This window comes from Mesorhizobium sp. CCNWLY176 (assembly GCF_037153935.1).
GTDB lineage: Bacteria > Pseudomonadota > Alphaproteobacteria > Rhizobiales > Rhizobiaceae > Mesorhizobium_M > Mesorhizobium_M zhangyense.
Map to the genome: position 1 here is coordinate 131,123 of NZ_JBBBDZ010000013.1, position 15,326 is coordinate 146,448.

Genomic DNA, 15,326 nt, shown 5'->3' on the forward strand with positions numbered 1-15,326 from the left:
TCCTTTTTTGATAAATTAGGGTAATTTCCTTATGGACCCTCGTACCAACCCATACGCTCCCGGAGCAGGCACTCAACCGCCGGAACTTGCGGGGCGAGATGAGATGATTGAACGGGCTGCAATAGCGCTTGACCGGATACGTGCCGGCCGCGCTGCGCGAAGCTTTATCTTTTATGGGCTTCGCGGCGTTGGAAAGACAGTGCTTCTCAATCGTATTCGTGCGGATTCCGAAGCGCGGGGTTTTGCTGCCGTTCGCATCGAAGCGCCTGAAGGACGGTCGCTTCCTGGAATCCTTCTCCCGGCTTTGCGGTCAGCGCTTCTTCGCCTGAGTCGAAGTGAGGCTGCCAAATCCGCGTTGAAAGCAGCCTTCGGTGCAATGGCCGCCTTCGCGAAAGCACTGAAAGTCAAATATCGGGATATCGAGTTTGGCGTCGATATAGAGCCAAGTAATGGTATTGCCGATACTGGCGATCTCGACAACGACCTAAGTGAGTTGCTCGCTACGGTCGGTCTTGCGGCGCAATCTCTTGGTACGGCGGTTGTTATCTATATCGATGAACTGCAATATGTTCCGGAAGATCAACTGACGTCTTTGATCACCGCATTTCATGCAGCCAACCAGGATCAGTTGCCGGTGACGATGATGGCAGCCGGGCTGCCGCAACTCCTCGGCCTAAGTGGTCGTGCCAAATCCTATGCGGAGCGGCTATTCGAGTTCAGCCCGGTCGACAAGCTTGACGAAAAAGCTGCGAGGGACGCGCTTTGTATTCCAGCGGAAAAAGAAAATATCAGGTTTGAAGAGATTGCTATCGCCGAAATACTAAAGCAGACGCAGGGATATCCTTACTTTCTGCAGGAGTGGGGTAAGCATAGTTGGGATGTGGCAGATGATAGCCCTATCGAGCTGCAAGACACGAGTATTGCCACTCGCAATGCCCTCGCCGAACTGGACGCGAGTTTTTTTCGCGTAAGGTTTGACAGGTTAACTCCACTCGAAAAACGTTACGTTCAGGCAATGGCGCATCTTGGTCCTGGGCCTCACCGTTCAGGCGACATTGCAGAAAAAATGGGGCGGACCGTTACCTCGATGGCGCCGCTACGCAACTCATTGATTGCCAAGGGGATGATCTACAGTCCCGCCCACGGCGATACAGCTTTCACGGTGCCATTATTTGACGGGTTCATTCATCGAATAATGGGATAACTACTTCCCCGCCAGAATATCCTTGATCAGCCGCTGGCAGCGCTCGGCCATGAAGTCGAGCAGCAGGCGCACTTTCGGGTCCTGCAGGTTCTTGTGCGGATAGACGGCGGCGAGCTGGATCGGGGTAGGCGGCGTTTCCGGCAGGATCACCTTCAGCCGCCAGTCGCGAATGAAAGGCTCGACCTCGAAACGCGGCTTGTTGACGATGCCGCGCCCGGACAGCGCCCAGCCCGTCAGCACGTCGCCGTCGTCGGAATCGAAGGGGCCATGGACCTCGAACTTGGCCGGGCCGGACGGCGTGTTCAGCGTCCAGTAGAATTCGCGCATGCCGGGAAAGCGCAGCATCAGGCAATCGTGCTTCTTGTCCACCAGTTCCTGCGGGTTCTGTGGCTCGCCGCGTTGCTCGAGATAGGAGGGCGCAGCCACCAGCACGCGTTCGCATTCCATGATACCGCGCATCCTGAGGCTCGAATCCTCCAGAAGCCCGAGCCGGAAGGCGACATCGATGCCTTCCTTCATGATGTCGACATTGTGGTCCGACAGGCGAAGCCGCACCTCGATATCGGAATATTTGTCGTGGAAATCGGGAATGCCGGACGCGATCAGCCGCCGGCCCATGCCGAGCGGTGCCGTGACCCTGATCGTGCCGCGCGGCTGGCCGGAAAGCGCACTGACTGCGGCTTCGGCTTCCGTGATCGCCTCCAGCACCTGCTTGGCCCCGGCATAGAACACGGTGCCTTGTTCGGTCGGCATCAACTGCCGCGTCGTGCGGTTGAACAGGCGCACGCCGAGATGTTTTTCAAGTTCCTTGATGCGGTTCGACGCGACAGCAGGAGATATCCGCATGTCGCGCCCGGCCGCCGACAGGTTGCCGAGTTCGACGACGCGGACGAAGACGGCGATGTTGTCGAGATAGGCCATGCGTACCCGCTGTTCCGTTGGCGAACTATGTAATCACCCTAGTATTTTCCATTTTTTTTTGAAAGTCATCGTGCACCTCGCCCCTTTCGGTTTGGCCGGGACGACGTAAAGTCGCGGTGGTAGAGAGGGCCGACATGAACGATTTCGCGATACTATGGGACTGGGTGAGTTTCGCCGTGCGCTGGCTGCACGTGATAACGGGCATCGCTTGGATCGGTTCGTCCTTCTATTTCGTCGCGCTCGACCTTGGCTTGCGCCAGCGGCCCGGCCTGCCGCAAGGCGCTTTCGGCGAGGAATGGCAGGTCCATGGCGGCGGCTTCTACCATATCCAGAAATATCTGGTGGCGCCGGCCGAGATGCCGGAGCATCTCACCTGGTTCAAATGGGAATCCTACGCGACCTGGATGTCCGGCTTCGCGATGCTGGCCATCGTCTATTATGCCGGCGCGGACCTGTTCCTGATCGACCGCAATGTGCTCGACGTCTCTGTGCCGGTCGGCATCCTGATTTCGCTGGCCTGCCTGGCGGGCGGCTGGATCGTCTATGATCTTCTGTGCCGCTGGCTGATCGGCAAGGCCGATACCGCGCTGATGCTGATCCTTTATGTGATCCTGGTTTTCATGGCCTGGGGGCTGACGCATCTGTTCACCGGGCGCGCCGCCTTCCTGCATCTTGGCGCCATCACCGCCACGATCATGTCGGCCAACGTCTTCATGGTCATCATCCCGAACCAGAAGATCGTCGTTGCCGACCTGATCGCCGGCCGCAAGCCGGACCCGAAATACGGCAAGATCGCCAAGCAGCGCTCGCTTCACAACAACTACCTGACGCTGCCGGTGCTGTTCCTGATGCTGTCGAACCACTATCCGCTGGCGTTCGGCACGCAGTTCAGCTGGGTGATCGCGTCGCTGGTGTTCATCATGGGCGTGCTGATCCGGCACTATTTCAACAGCCTGCACGCCCGCAAGGGCAACCCGACCTGGACGTGGCTGGCAGCCGTCATTCTGTTCATCATCATCGTCTGGCTTTCGACGGTGCCGAAGATCCTGACCGGCGAGCCGAAGACCGCAGCGGCCGACCAGACCTATATCGCCTCGTCGCATTTCCCGGCGGTGCGCGACACCGTGCTTGGCCGCTGCTCCATGTGCCACGCCGCCGAGCCGGTCTATGAGGGCGTCTATCAGGCGCCGAAGGGTGTCATCCTCGAAACCGATGAGGCGATTGCCGCTCATGCCCGCGAGATCTATCTCCAGGCCGGGCGCAGCCACGCCATGCCGCCCGGCAACGTCACCGCAATCACCCCGCAGGAGCGGGAATTGCTGGTGACGTGGTTCGAAGAAGCAAAGAAGTAAAATGACGGAAACACTCCTTCGCGGCCGCACGCTTTCCTTCCTGCGCTGGCCCGACAGCGTCGACGACCATGCCGCCTATCGCTACGAGGAAGATGGCGGCCTGCTACTGCGCGATGGCACGATCGTAGCCGCCGGCGCCTATGCCGATATCGCTGCGCAGGCGGGCGCGGGCGTCCAGGTCATCGACCATCGGCCGCACCTGCTGCTACCAGGGTTCATCGACGCGCACGTGCATGTGCCGCAGATGCAGATCATCGCCTCTTACGGCGCTGAACTGCTCGATTGGTTGAACACCTACACATTCCCTGAGGAATCGAACTTCCGTGATGCCCAGCATGGCCGCCGCATTGCTCGGCTGTTCCTGGACGAGATGGTACGGCAGGGCACGACGACGGTCGCGGCCTATTGCTCGGTGCACAGGCAGTCGGCGGAAGCGTTCTTTGCTGAAGCGCATGACCGCAACATGCTGACCATCGCCGGCAAGGTTATGATGGACCGCAATGCGCCCGAGGGTGTGCTTGACACTCCGCAATCGAGCTATGACGACACCAAGGCGCTGATCGCCGAATGGCACGGGCGAGGCCGGCAGCATTACGCGGTGACGCCGCGCTTCGCCATCACCTCTTCGCCGGAGCAGATGGAGATGGCGGGCGCGCTGATGCGCGAGCATCCTGACCTGCATATGCAGACGCATCTGTCGGAAAACCACGCCGAGATCGCCTTCACGCAGCAGCTCTATCCGTGGTCGAAGGACTATACGGATGTCTATGAGCGTTACGGTCTGCTCGGCAAAAAAAGCCTGTTCGGCCACTGCATCCACCTTTCCGAACGCGAGGCCGATGCCATGTCGGAAACCGGTTCGGTGGCGGTGTTCTGCCCGACATCCAATCTGTTCCTCGGCTCCGGCCTGTTCGACTACCAGCGTTTCCGGCAGCGCGAGAAGCCGATCCGCATCGCGGCGGCGACCGATGTCGGCGGCGGCACCAGCTACTCCATGCTGCGCACCATGGACGAGGGCTACAAGGTGATCGCGTTGAATGGCGAGAAGCTTACCCCCTTCGCCTCCTTCTGGCAGATGACGCTCGGCAATGCGCAGGCGCTGTCGCTCGATGACAAGGTCGGCACGCTCGATGCCGGCACTGATGCCGATATCGTCGTGCTGGACTCGCGCGCTACGCCGGGCATGTGGCTGCGGATGGAGCGCGTGGAAACGCTGGCCGAGGAACTGTTTCTCCTCCAGACCATGGGCGACGACCGCGCCATCCGCGAGGTCTACGTCGCCGGCAGGCCGGCAAAGAGCACGATGGAAACGGCCGCCGCCTGATCCGGGCTTGACCCACGGTCATCATGCCATAAAACCACGGCATCGATTATCGGCATGGTTGGATCGCGGAGGAAAGATTGGGCGCTGCTGACGATATCCAGACGATCATTCGGCAGGAGCGCGAGTTGGTGTTTCCTACCTTCGACGAGGCGACCTCCTTTGCCGTGGGTTCGCGCATACGCGACCGCGCGTTGAAGGAAAGTCTTGGCATCATTGTCGATATCAGGACCTGGGACCGTCCGCTGTTTTATGCCGCCCTGCCCGGCTCGAACGCATCCAATCCCGACTGGGCGCGCCGCAAGATCAATGTGGTGAAACGCTTCCTGAAAAGCACCTACCGCATGGTGCTGGAGCAGGATCGCCCCGACCGCAGCTTCAAGGCGGGCGAGGGGCTGGACATAGCCGACTATGTGCTGGCCGGCGGTGGCTTTCCGGTGACCGTGAACGGCGCCGGCGTCATAGGCTGCATCACCGTTTCGGGGCTGCCGGAAAGGCAGGATCACGAGGTGGTGGTTGCCGCGCTTTGCGAGTATCTGGGGCTGGATTATGCGGCGCTGGCGTTGCCGGTTGAGGCAAAGGCTTGAAAGGTTGGCGCTGCCCCTCATCCGCCTGCCGGCACCTTCTCCCGGTATAGTGACGGGGAGAAGGAGGCTGGCCGCAACGCCGGCGACTCCCTCTCCCCGTTTTTCACGGGGAGAGGGTAAGGGTGAGGGGCAGCGCCGCATTTGTCATTTGATACAGCATGGATGATCGAGCGTGGCTGACCTGAAAAACATCGACCCCAAGACCTTCCTCATCTCCATCTTCAATGCCGCCGTTGCGGCGGCTGATCCCGAACTGACCATCCGCAGCCACCTGCCGGAAAAGCCCAGGGGCCGCACCATCGTGATAGGCGCCGGCAAGGGTGCGGCGCAGATGGCGGCGGCGCTGGAGAAGGCGTGGGATGGACCGCTCGAGGGTGTCGTTGTCACGCGTTATGGCTATGCTGCGCCTTGCGAGCGCATCCGCGTCCTGGAGGCGTCGCACCCGGTGCCGGATGCGGCGGGACTTGAAGCGTCGAAGGCGCTGCTCGGTGCGGTGAGCGGGCTGAGCGCCGACGATCTCGTCATCGCGCTGGTCTGCGGCGGAGGGTCGGCCTTGCTGCCGTCGCCGCCCGAAGGCCTGACCCTGGCCGACGAAATCGCAGTCAACGAGGCACTGCTTGCCTCCGGCGCGCCGATTTCGGCGATGAATGCGGTGCGCAAGCATGTCTCGACGATCAAGGGCGGGCGGCTCGCGGCTGCTGCGCATCCGGCGCGTGTCGTGTCGCTCGTGGTTTCCGACATTCCCGGCGACAATCCGGCGCTGGTCGCCTCAGGCCCGACCGTGCCGGACAAGGCATCGCGCGCTGATGCGTTGAAGATTGTTTCGACCTACGGCATGAAATTGCCCGACGCCGTGATGGCGCATCTGAACACGCTCCAAGCAGACGCGCCGCGCCCGGATGACAGCCGCTTCGCCCGCAACGCGGTTCGGGTGATCGCATCGGCTGCCGTGTCGCTGGAAGCAGCGGCTGCGGAAGCGAAGAAGCAGGGTGTCGAAGCGGTGATCCTCTCGGATTCGATCGAGGGCGAGGCCCGCGATGTCGGCGCGGTTCATGCGGCCATAGCGCGCGAAGTGGCGACGAAAGACCGGCCGTTCAAAAAGCCGGTGCTGATCCTGTCGGGCGGCGAAACCACGGTGACATTGCGTGCAAAAGGCAAGGGCGGGCGCAACAGCGAGTTCCTGCTCGCCTTCCTGCTCGGCATCGACGGTGTGTCGGGTATTTATGCCCTGGCGGCTGATACGGACGGCATTGACGGCTCCGAGGACAATGCCGGTGCCTTTGCCGACGGCACGAGCGTTGCGCGCATGCGCGCTGCGGGCGTCGATGCCAAGGCGATGCTGGCCGCGAATAATGCCTGGACGGCGTTCAATTCAGTTGGCGATCTGTTCGTGCCGGGGCCGACGGGTACGAATGTGAATGATCTCAGGGCGATATTGGTGGAGTGATTGCCCACCCCTTGTGGAGGCTGTTGTGTTTAAAGCACCCCCACCCCTAGCCCCTCCCCACAAGGGGGAGGGGAACTTCGCTGCCTCACCGTTCGCCCTCAATCTTCAATGTTCTTGATGGCCAAGGCGCTGAAATCGTCCCACTCCCCCTTGGGGGTTGACCCCGGTTGCACCAACCTCCCTCATCCTGAGGTGCTCGCAAAGCGAGCCTCGAAGGACGCACCCCGACCTCACACCTCATGCAGATAAAGATGGTAATCCAGCTCGCTCACCGTGCGGACGACGCGGAACAGTTCGGCTTCCTTGATCGCTGTGAACGTGCGGTGCAGGTCCTCGCCCAAGGCTTGCTTGAGGAAAGACGAACCCTTGGCCGCCTCTATGGCCGAGCGCCAGTCGGCGGGCATGGAACTGCTTGAGGCGCCTTGCTCGTAGCCGTTGCCGGTCGTTTCCGGGCCGGGATCGAGCTTTTCGTCGAGGCCTTTCGCAATACCGGCAAGCACGGTCGCTGCGACCAGATAAGGATTGGCATCGACGCCTGACGGACGATGCTCGATGCGGCGGTTTTTTGCGTCGCCTGCAGGTACACGCAGGGCCACCGAGCGATTGTTGACGCCCCATGTCGGCGCGATCGGCGCATAGGACTGCGAGACGAAGCGCCGCCAGGAATTGGCATGCGGGGCAAAGACCAGCATGGATTCGGCCATGGTCTCGGCCAGCCCGCCCAGCGCATGCAGCAGCGCGGGCGACCATTCGCCTTCTTTGGCTTCAGTGAAGACGTTCTTGCCGGCATCGTCCTGCAGCGAGACATGCAGGTGCATGCCGGAGCCGGCATATTTCTCGATCGGCTTGGCCATGAAGCAGGCGGTGACGCCGTGGCGGCGCGCCTGCATGCGCACCAGCCGCTTCAGCATCAGCAGGTCGTCTGCCGCCTGCAGGATGTCCTTGCGGTAGTGCAGCGTCAGCTCGTATTGGCCGGGCGCATATTCCGAAATGACGGTCTCGGCTGGAATGCCTTGCGCCTTGGCGGCGGCGTAGATGTCGGAAAACAACGGCTCCATGCCATGGAGATGATCGACCGAATAGACCTCGGTCTTGCCGCTTTTGCGCCCGTCGAGCACGGCACCTGCCGGCTGGACGCGCCCTTCGGCATCGCGCTCGTTTGCCAGGAGAAAAAATTCGAGCTCGAATGCGCCGGCCGGGTGCAGGCCCTTTGCCGCAAGCGCCTCCACCTGCCGTACCAGCGCTAGCCGCGGGTCGGAGGTCATCGGCGCGCCGTCGAGATGGAACATCGACATCAGCAATTGGCCGCGCGGCGGGTTGGTTGCGTGCAGCGGCTTCAGCGTACCGGGGATCGGCCAGGCGCGCAGGTCGCCATCGCCGGAATCCCAGATCAGCCCGGTTTCGTGCACATCCTCGCCAGTGATGTCGAGGCCGAGGATGGAGATCGGCAGATGCCGGCCACCCTCATAGATGCCCATCAACTCATGCCGGCGGATGATTTTTCCGCGGCCGATGCCGTTGGCGTCGGTCAGCACGATATCGAAGGCTTCGATCTCGGGATGCGCGTCGAGAAACGCCTTGGCCTCGTCGGCGGTCGAACCGGTGGGTGAAGTCATCAGGGATACTCTGTTGTGAAAGGCGCTTGTCTCACGCCGTGAGTTGCGCGGCAATGTCGCCGAAGGCCGAGACCAAGCGGTCGACCTGTGCCTTGGTGGTAGCCGGCGAAATCAGCATCATGTTGTGGAACGGCGCAATGAGAATGCCGCGATTGACCAACGCTACGTGAATGGCCGCTTCCAATTCGGACGCATGGGCGGCATCGGCCTCGCTGCCGTTCTTCAGCGGTCCTGGCGCGCAGATGAACTCGACGCGCGCGCCGACGCGGCGGACATGCCAGGGCAGCTTGTTCCTGGCAATCGCTGCCTCCAGCCCGGCGGCGAGCCTGCCGGCGAGCTTTTCCATATGGGCGTAGTTTTCCCCGGTCATCACCTCTTCGAGGGCGGCGCGCATGGCGGCGAACTGCAGCGGATTGGCCGACAGCGTCGTGCCCATGCCGGAATAGCCGGGCTGCTTGGAGCGGTTATAGGCTTCGTAGCGAGCCGCGACCTCGGCGCTCATGCCCCAGACGCTGGCGGGAACGCCGCCGGCGACCGGCTTGCCAAGCACGAAAAGATCGGGCTCCAGCCCGTAGCGCTGGGTATAGCCGCCGGGGCCGGTGGAGATGGTGTGCGTTTCGTCGATCAGCAGCAGCGTGCCGGTGGCGCGGGTCGCCTTGCGCAGGCCGTCGAGAAAGCCGGGCTCGGGCAGAACCATGCAGCAATTGGTCAGCACCGGCTCGGTGATGACGCAGGCGACATCCTGGTCGGCAAGGGCTGCTTCCAGCGCCGGTAGGTCGTTGAATTCGACGATTTTCGTGCCCTGTGTGAGGTCGCGGAATTCGCCGGCGAGGCCGGGTTTGTTGGCCGGCTTGCCGTTGTCCAGCCGCACGAAGGTTTCATCGACCGAGCCGTGATAGCAGCCGTTGAAGACGAGGATTTTTGGCCGGTTGGTGACGGCGCGGGCGACGCGCAGCGCGAAACGATTGGCGTCGGTGGCGGTGGTGGCGATCTGCCAATGCGGCAGGCCGAAGCGCTCGGAAAGCAGCTTGCCGAGCACCAGGGCGTCTTCGCTGGGCAGCATGTAGGTCAGGCCGCGCCGACTCTGGCGGCGGATCGCCTTGGCAACCGGGGCAGGTGAGTGGCCGAACATCGAGCCGGTGTCGCCGAGGCAGAAATCGGCGAGCTTGTTACCGTCGACATCGGTGATGGTCGCGCCCTTGGCCTTCTCGACGAGGATCGGGAACGGTGTGGGCCAGTCGTTCATCCAGTGCATCGGCACGCCGCCGAAAAAGCCCTTCACGCCCTTGCCGACGGCAGCTTCCGATTTCGGCCGCGCCTTGCGGAAGATCTTGGCCTCGGCTGTGCGGATGGAGTCTATCCGCGACGTGGAAATGCCGCTTTGCGTGGCTGTCGCGCCTGTCGATGATTGCAAGATTACCTGCCTGTTTGCCCTGTCGGCGGATTTGTAGCGTCCGGCGTGAGGTCAGGCAATGGCGGGTGGTTGGGGCAGGGGATGGTTTGATGGTGCTGTCGGAGGCGCGTGTTCGTTCTGAAACGTCGCGCTGCCCCTCACCCTTACCCTCTCCCCGTGAAAAACGGGGAGAGGGGACGTCTACGTGGAGCTTCATCCTTTATTGCGGAGTCAGCTCAGCCCGTAATATCGATGACGCCGCAATCACCTGCCTCCGAGCCAAAGGCTATGCGCTTTTCATCGTTGTCCCAGGCCATCGCGGTGATCGCGCCCTTGCCGGGGCGGCGCAGCAGCACTTCCTTGGCGTCGGCGAGGCGGGCGGCGATGATCATGCCGTCATTGTAGCCGATGGCGACGATGTCTTCGCTCGGATGGCAGGCGACGCAGGTGACGGCGGCATTGCCGCGCGTGCCGAGTTCCAGCGGTGCCTTGCCCATCGGGCCGTCCTTGGCCGAGAAGGGCCAGACGATTGCCGCCGGCGCGCCGGAGCTTGCCAGCCACTTGCCCTTGGCGCTCCACGACATGCTTTTGACCTTCAGGGGATAGCCGGTCATGCGCATGTGCTTGCCGTCGGCAAGCTTCCAGCCATGCAGGGCGTTTTCCTGCATCGAGGTGACGAGGAAATTGCCGTCCGGCGAAAACGTGATGCCGGTATGGGCGCCGGCCCATTCGAGGTCCACCGGCTTGCCCTCGGTGGCGGGGAAATGCAGCGTCGCGCCATTGTAGCGGGCAACGCCGAAGCGCATGCCCTTTGGCGCGAAGGCCAACCCTTCGACCGAGCGCGGATGGGTAAAATCCTTGGTCTTGCCGTCAGCAAAGCGAACCGTGGCGGTCTTGCCGGTGGCAAAGGCGATGGCGCCTTGCGGACCGCTGGCTACGCTGGTGATCCATTTCTTGCCGGCCTCGGCAAGCGTTTCGACGGCGTCGTTCGCGCCAATGGCGCGCACCTTGCCGTCTTCGCCGCCGGTGACCAGCCGCGAACGGGCGGCATCATAGGCGGTAGAGAGCAGTCCGTCGTGAAGCTCGGTCCATTTGTGGCCGTGGTCGAGGCGATGGACGACGCCGTCGGCCTGCGCGAAATGCGGTACGCCGCCGAGGAATATGGCGGCGATGCAATGGCCTTCGAGGTCTAGCGGGGCGACTGTGGGCATGCGGGACTATTCCATTGAAAGATTTGTGCTGCCCCTCACCCTTACCCTCTCCCCTTTCTTACGGGGTCCGAAGGACGGGTCGAGACCAGTGGTTCGACCCCGATCGGTGCCGGCAGGCGGATGAGCGGCAGTAAATACGCAGCAGATTGGCTGCGGAGCTCAAGCAGCCTGGCAGGCGTCGAAGCTGCGTTTCAACCGCTCGGCGTCGAGTTCGCGGCCGATGAAGACGAGGCGGCTTTCGTGCTTTTCGTCGTCTTTCCAGGCGCGCTGGTGGTCGCCCTCGACGATCATGTGGACGCCCTGGATGACGTAGCGATCCGGGTCGTCCTTGATGGCGATGATGCCTTTCAGGCGTAGGATGTTGGGACCTTCCATCTGGGTGATCTTCTCGATCCAGGGGAAGAATTTTTTCTGGTCCATCTCGCCGCCGCGCAGCGACACCGACTGCACCGTCACGTCATGGATCGAAGAGGCCTGACCGTGATGATGATGGTGGTGATCATGGTCATGATGGTGGTGATCGTGATCGCAATCGGGGCCGCATTCATGATCGTGGTCGTGATCATGCGCTTCGAGGAAATGCGGGTCGTTTTCCAGCGCGCGCTTCAGGTCGAAGGCGCCGCGATCGAGAACCGTGTCCAGCGGCACGCCGGCGCGGGTGGTGCGGTGGATGGCGGCGGCGGGGTTGATGGCGCGGATCGTGGCTTCCACGTCGCGCAGCTCTTCCGGCGTGACGAGATCGGTCTTGTTGAGCACGATGACATCGGCAAAGGCGATCTGGTCTTCGGCCTCGCGCGAATCCTTCAGGCGCAGCGGCAGGTGCTTGGCATCGACCAGCGCCACGACGGCGTCGAGCTTGGTCTTGGAGCGGACGTCGTCGTCCATGAAGAAGGTCTGCGCCACCGGAACAGGATCGGCAAGGCCGGTGGTTTCCACGACGATGGCGTCGAAGCGGCCGGGACGGCGCATCAGGCCCTCGACCACGCGGATGAGGTCGCCGCGCACCGTGCAGCAGACGCAGCCATTGTTCATCTCGTAGATTTCCTCGTCGGATTCCACGATCAGGTCGTTGTCGATACCGATTTCGCCGAATTCATTGACGATGACGGCGTAGCGCTTGCCATGGTTTTCGGAGAGAATGCGGTTAAGCAGCGTCGTCTTGCCGGAGCCGAGATAGCCGGTCAGGACGGTCACCGGGATCTGCGTCTGTGCTTCGCTCATGATGGTCCTCGGATGGATTGTTGCTTCCATATAGGATGCTGAAAGCGGATTTGCACGTGCCAATCCACGCAGTTCAACCGGCCAGCCGGCATTACCGAAATGTCATTGGGATGTGCGTGTGGAAGCGCCTAGATAGAAGGCCCGGGGCTTCAGCATTGCAAAGGAAGTTTCAATGACAGCCAGGCAATTTGCGACCAGGATGAACCGCCGCCAGGCACTCGGATTGATCGCCGTGACGGCAACCGGCGGCGCTTTTGTAACACCTGCTGCGCGTGCGGCAGTGGGTTCGCCATTCGCCGATGCGTCGCTGCTGATGCCCGGAGCCGGCGTCTGTACGATCACGCCGGAGGTGACAGAAGGCCCGTTCTATTTCGATCCCGAACTCGAGCGGCAGGACATCACGGAAGGCCGGCAAGGCGTGCCGCTGACGGTGCGCCTGCAAGCGGTCGACAGCCAGTGCCGGCCGCTTGCGAAGGCGCGGGTCGATATCTGGCATTGCGATGCCAAGGGCATCTATTCCGGCTATCCCGGGCAGGGCGACGGTCGGGATATCGACACGAGCGGCGAGAAATTCCTGCGCGGCATCCAGCACAGCGACGAGCAGGGCATCGTCTCGTTCCAGACGATCTATCCCGGCTGGTATCGTGGCCGCACCACGCATATCCATTTCAAGGTCTTTCCCGACGCGAATTCGGCGATGACCGGGCAGCTGTTTTTCCCCGACGATCTCAGCGAGCACCTTTTCACGACGGTTGCGCCATACACGGACCGGCCCAAAAAGCGCGATATGTTCAACGCGCAGGACGGCATCGCGCGTCAGGCCGGGCCGATGTCGCAAGCAGCCCTGCGCGAGACCAAGGCCGCTTATGAGGCGCTGCTGGTCGTCGCCGTGAAAGCGGATACCTGAACCGCCGGCAAAAAATCTGCATTAGCGCGAAAGCAATTTTAGTTTGTCATCTAAATGAAATATGCGTCTGGCATTAGCGCTGCGGGCACAATCGTCGATTGCCGGCAAAGCTTCGCCTCGAATGCCGGGAATATGTCTGTTTGCCGATTGTCATTGTGAAGACCGGGACTATTCTGCGCTGAAGGCGACGGCGCGGCCAGGAAAGGTAAAAAATGGCCAAGGCAGATAAGAGCGCGACCATGAGCCGGCTGCATTCGGCGGCGAGACTGGCGCGGACAGCGCTGGCGTCGCGGCTTCTTGCGCACGGCTTCTATGCCGGCCAGGACCAGATCATGCTGTCGCTGGACCATGAAGACGGGCAGACCCCCGGCCAGTTGGCGACGCGGCTCGGCGTGCGGCCACCGACCATTACCAAGACGATAAACCGGCTTCAGGCGCAGGGCTTTCTGGAAAAGCGCGCCTCCGAAGCCGATGCGCGGCAGGCGCATATCTTCCTGACCGAGACGGGTAGGGACACCATCCGGGCCATCGAGAAATCGGTGCGCAAGACCGAGAAGCAGGCGTTTCGGGGTCTCGACAAGAAGGAGCAGAAGGCGCTCGCCAAACTTCTGTCCCGGATCGAAGCCAATCTCTCCGATGCCGCCACGATCGAGGCGGATGACGAAATCGAACTCGTAGAAGATTAAGCGCGTCGCAGCGTTAGTCGGCGTCAAGCCGACTCACGACGCGGAAACATTCCTTCGGTGAAGGCGGGACGGGTAAGCGTGGACCAACGGCCCGGCGTCAGGCCGTAAGCCTTCTTGAACTGTCGATTGAAATGGCTCTGGTCGCTGAAACCGGCGGTCACCGCGATCTCCGCCAGTGGTTCACCCGTTTCGATCATCCGGCGAGCGCGCTGAAGCCGGCGCATCAACAGGAAACGGTGCGGGCTTGTCGAAAACACAGCCCGGAAATGCCGCGACAGTGCGTAGCGATCGAGACCGGTCACAGCTTCCAGTTCCTCCGAGCGCACAACGCGCATGGCATTTGCATCCAGAAAATCGCGGGCGAGGCTTGCTGCCCGCAGCGCCGGCTTGCCGATCGGCTGTGCCGGGCGACGGGCATGCCGCGACAGGCTGCGCATCAGTTGCATGACGAAATCGTCGACGAATAAATCGTCCAGTGCCCGATCGAGTGGGCCGAGTGCCGAAAGCAACGTTGCGCTAAGCGCATTGTCGCTGAGCACGGCCTCGTCGACGAAGGGCAGTGCCCCGCCTTCATTGCCCAGGCATTCGAGAAGAAGCGACGGCTCCAGATAAAGCATCCGGTAGCGCAGGCCGTCCTCGGTGCCGGCGCCGCCGTCGTGCAGTTCGTCGGGGTGCAGCGCGATGATCTGCCCCGGCGCGCTGTGACGTGTCCGGCCGCGATAGCGGAAAGTCTGGATGCCATGCAGCGTCACGCCGATCGCATAGGTGTCGTGCCGGTGCATGTCGAAGGCATTGCCCGAGAACCGGGCCTCGATGCGCTCGATGCCGGCCAGCGCGGGGGCCGAGATGATCCTGTTGTCATCCCCGTTTGCGCACAAACGTCCAAGACCTTGGGAAGGCGCGGTGCTTAGATCGTCAGGCATAATCACATCCGCACAACATCAAGGCGTTTCATGTTTGATACAAAATTTGCAATCGTGTTGCGAGACGATCTCGCCACCTGGCAGGAACTCAATGTCACGGCCTTTCTCGCCAGCGGCATCGTCGCCCAGTTTCCGGCCATCATAGGCGATCCCTATCGGGATGCCGCCGGCAATCTTTACAATCCCATGTCGATCCAGCCCGTTATCGTGCTCTCGGCCGATGGCGCAACGATGGCGACGATCCATCGGCGTTCGCTGGAGCGCGGCGTGACGACCTCGCTTTATGTCGAGGAGATGTTCTCCACCGGCCATGATGCAGCCAACCGGGAGGTGTTCGGCAAGTCCGGACCGGGCGATGCGAAGGTTGTCGGGATTGCCCTTAGGGCCGAAAAGAAGCTCGTCGACAAGATCGTCAAGGGTGCGCGCATGCACGCCTGATCCGGCAATCCTGCCATATCGGCCGACAATTGCGCCCTGCGGTGTTTTTCAACTTGCGCTGACCTGCTTCGTGGCCGACAAGCGGGGATAACGATCACC

General features: G+C 62.0%; 14 protein-coding genes. 8 read left to right on the plus strand and 6 right to left on the minus strand.

Going from position 1 to position 15,326, the window contains the following annotated elements; genetic code table 11:
• The first annotated feature begins 31 nt into the window (after window positions 1-31).
• A complete protein-coding gene (locus WBQ96_RS20780) occupies window positions 32-1,204 on the plus strand; it encodes an ATP-binding protein (protein ID WP_336553629.1) in 1,173 nt (390 codons plus the stop codon).
• On the opposite strand, the gene WBQ96_RS20785 is transcribed toward WBQ96_RS20780, so the two are convergent.
• On the minus strand, window positions 1,205-2,125 hold the full coding sequence (locus tag WBQ96_RS20785; RefSeq protein ID WP_336553631.1) for a LysR family transcriptional regulator: 921 nt from the start codon (window positions 2,123-2,125) through the stop codon (window positions 1,205-1,207).
• Between the two features lie 134 nt (window positions 2,126-2,259).
• On the opposite strand from WBQ96_RS20785, the gene WBQ96_RS20790 reads away from it, so the two are divergent.
• The 4 genes from WBQ96_RS20790 (at window position 2,260) to WBQ96_RS20805 (ending at window position 6,832) form a co-directional block, all read left to right on the plus strand.
• The gene (locus tag WBQ96_RS20790; protein WP_336553633.1) at window positions 2,260-3,477 is read left to right on the plus strand and encodes a urate hydroxylase PuuD; all 1,218 of its coding nucleotides are present in this window, start codon (window positions 2,260-2,262) and stop codon (window positions 3,475-3,477) included.
• Between the two features lies 1 nt (window position 3,478).
• On the plus strand, window positions 3,479-4,801 hold the full coding sequence (guaD, locus tag WBQ96_RS20795; RefSeq protein ID WP_336553635.1) for a guanine deaminase: 1,323 nt from the start codon (window positions 3,479-3,481) through the stop codon (window positions 4,799-4,801).
• Between the two features lie 77 nt (window positions 4,802-4,878).
• On the plus strand, window positions 4,879-5,385 hold the full coding sequence (locus WBQ96_RS20800) for a heme-degrading domain-containing protein (protein WP_336553637.1): 507 nt from the start codon (window positions 4,879-4,881) through the stop codon (window positions 5,383-5,385).
• Window positions 5,386-5,566: 181 nt separating this feature from the next.
• Window positions 5,567-6,832 carry a glycerate kinase type-2 family protein gene (locus WBQ96_RS20805; protein WP_336553699.1) on the plus strand — a complete coding sequence of 422 codons (1,266 nt, stop codon included), beginning with the start codon at window positions 5,567-5,569 and terminating at the stop codon, window positions 6,830-6,832.
• Window positions 6,833-7,062: 230 nt separating this feature from the next.
• On the opposite strand, the gene WBQ96_RS20810 is transcribed toward WBQ96_RS20805, so the two are convergent.
• From WBQ96_RS20810 to WBQ96_RS20825, 4 genes are all read right to left on the minus strand, one after another.
• Window positions 7,063-8,448, minus strand: coding sequence for a glutamine synthetase family protein (locus WBQ96_RS20810; RefSeq protein WP_336553639.1), 1,386 nt, complete (start codon window positions 8,446-8,448; stop codon window positions 7,063-7,065).
• A 31-nt stretch (window positions 8,449-8,479) separates the two neighbouring features.
• Window positions 8,480-9,862, minus strand: a complete 1,383-nt coding sequence (locus WBQ96_RS20815) for an aspartate aminotransferase family protein (RefSeq protein ID WP_336553640.1) — start codon at window positions 9,860-9,862, stop codon at window positions 8,480-8,482.
• Between the two features lie 215 nt (window positions 9,863-10,077).
• On the minus strand, window positions 10,078-11,052 hold the full coding sequence (locus tag WBQ96_RS20820; protein WP_336553641.1) for a WD40 repeat domain-containing protein: 975 nt from the start codon (window positions 11,050-11,052) through the stop codon (window positions 10,078-10,080).
• A gap of 159 nt (window positions 11,053-11,211) precedes the next feature.
• Window positions 11,212-12,273, minus strand: coding sequence for a CobW family GTP-binding protein (locus WBQ96_RS20825; RefSeq protein ID WP_336553643.1), 1,062 nt, complete (start codon window positions 12,271-12,273; stop codon window positions 11,212-11,214).
• Between the two features lie 172 nt (window positions 12,274-12,445).
• Between WBQ96_RS20825 and WBQ96_RS20830 the strand changes: the two genes are divergently transcribed.
• Together WBQ96_RS20830 and WBQ96_RS20835 are read left to right on the plus strand one after the other, a co-directional pair.
• On the plus strand, window positions 12,446-13,180 hold the full coding sequence (locus tag WBQ96_RS20830; RefSeq protein ID WP_336553645.1) for an intradiol ring-cleavage dioxygenase: 735 nt from the start codon (window positions 12,446-12,448) through the stop codon (window positions 13,178-13,180).
• Window positions 13,181-13,392: 212 nt separating this feature from the next.
• Window positions 13,393-13,866 carry a MarR family winged helix-turn-helix transcriptional regulator gene (locus WBQ96_RS20835; protein WP_336553647.1) on the plus strand — a complete coding sequence of 158 codons (474 nt, stop codon included), beginning with the start codon at window positions 13,393-13,395 and terminating at the stop codon, window positions 13,864-13,866.
• A gap of 23 nt (window positions 13,867-13,889) precedes the next feature.
• On the opposite strand, the gene WBQ96_RS20840 is transcribed toward WBQ96_RS20835, so the two are convergent.
• Complete coding sequence (locus tag WBQ96_RS20840) at window positions 13,890-14,789, minus strand: AraC family transcriptional regulator (protein WP_336553650.1); 900 nt, start codon at window positions 14,787-14,789, stop codon at window positions 13,890-13,892.
• Between the two features lie 30 nt (window positions 14,790-14,819).
• Between WBQ96_RS20840 and WBQ96_RS20845 the strand changes: the two genes are divergently transcribed.
• On the plus strand, window positions 14,820-15,227 hold the full coding sequence (locus WBQ96_RS20845) for a DUF2000 family protein (RefSeq protein WP_336553651.1): 408 nt from the start codon (window positions 14,820-14,822) through the stop codon (window positions 15,225-15,227).
• Window positions 15,228-15,326 lie beyond the last annotated feature (99 nt).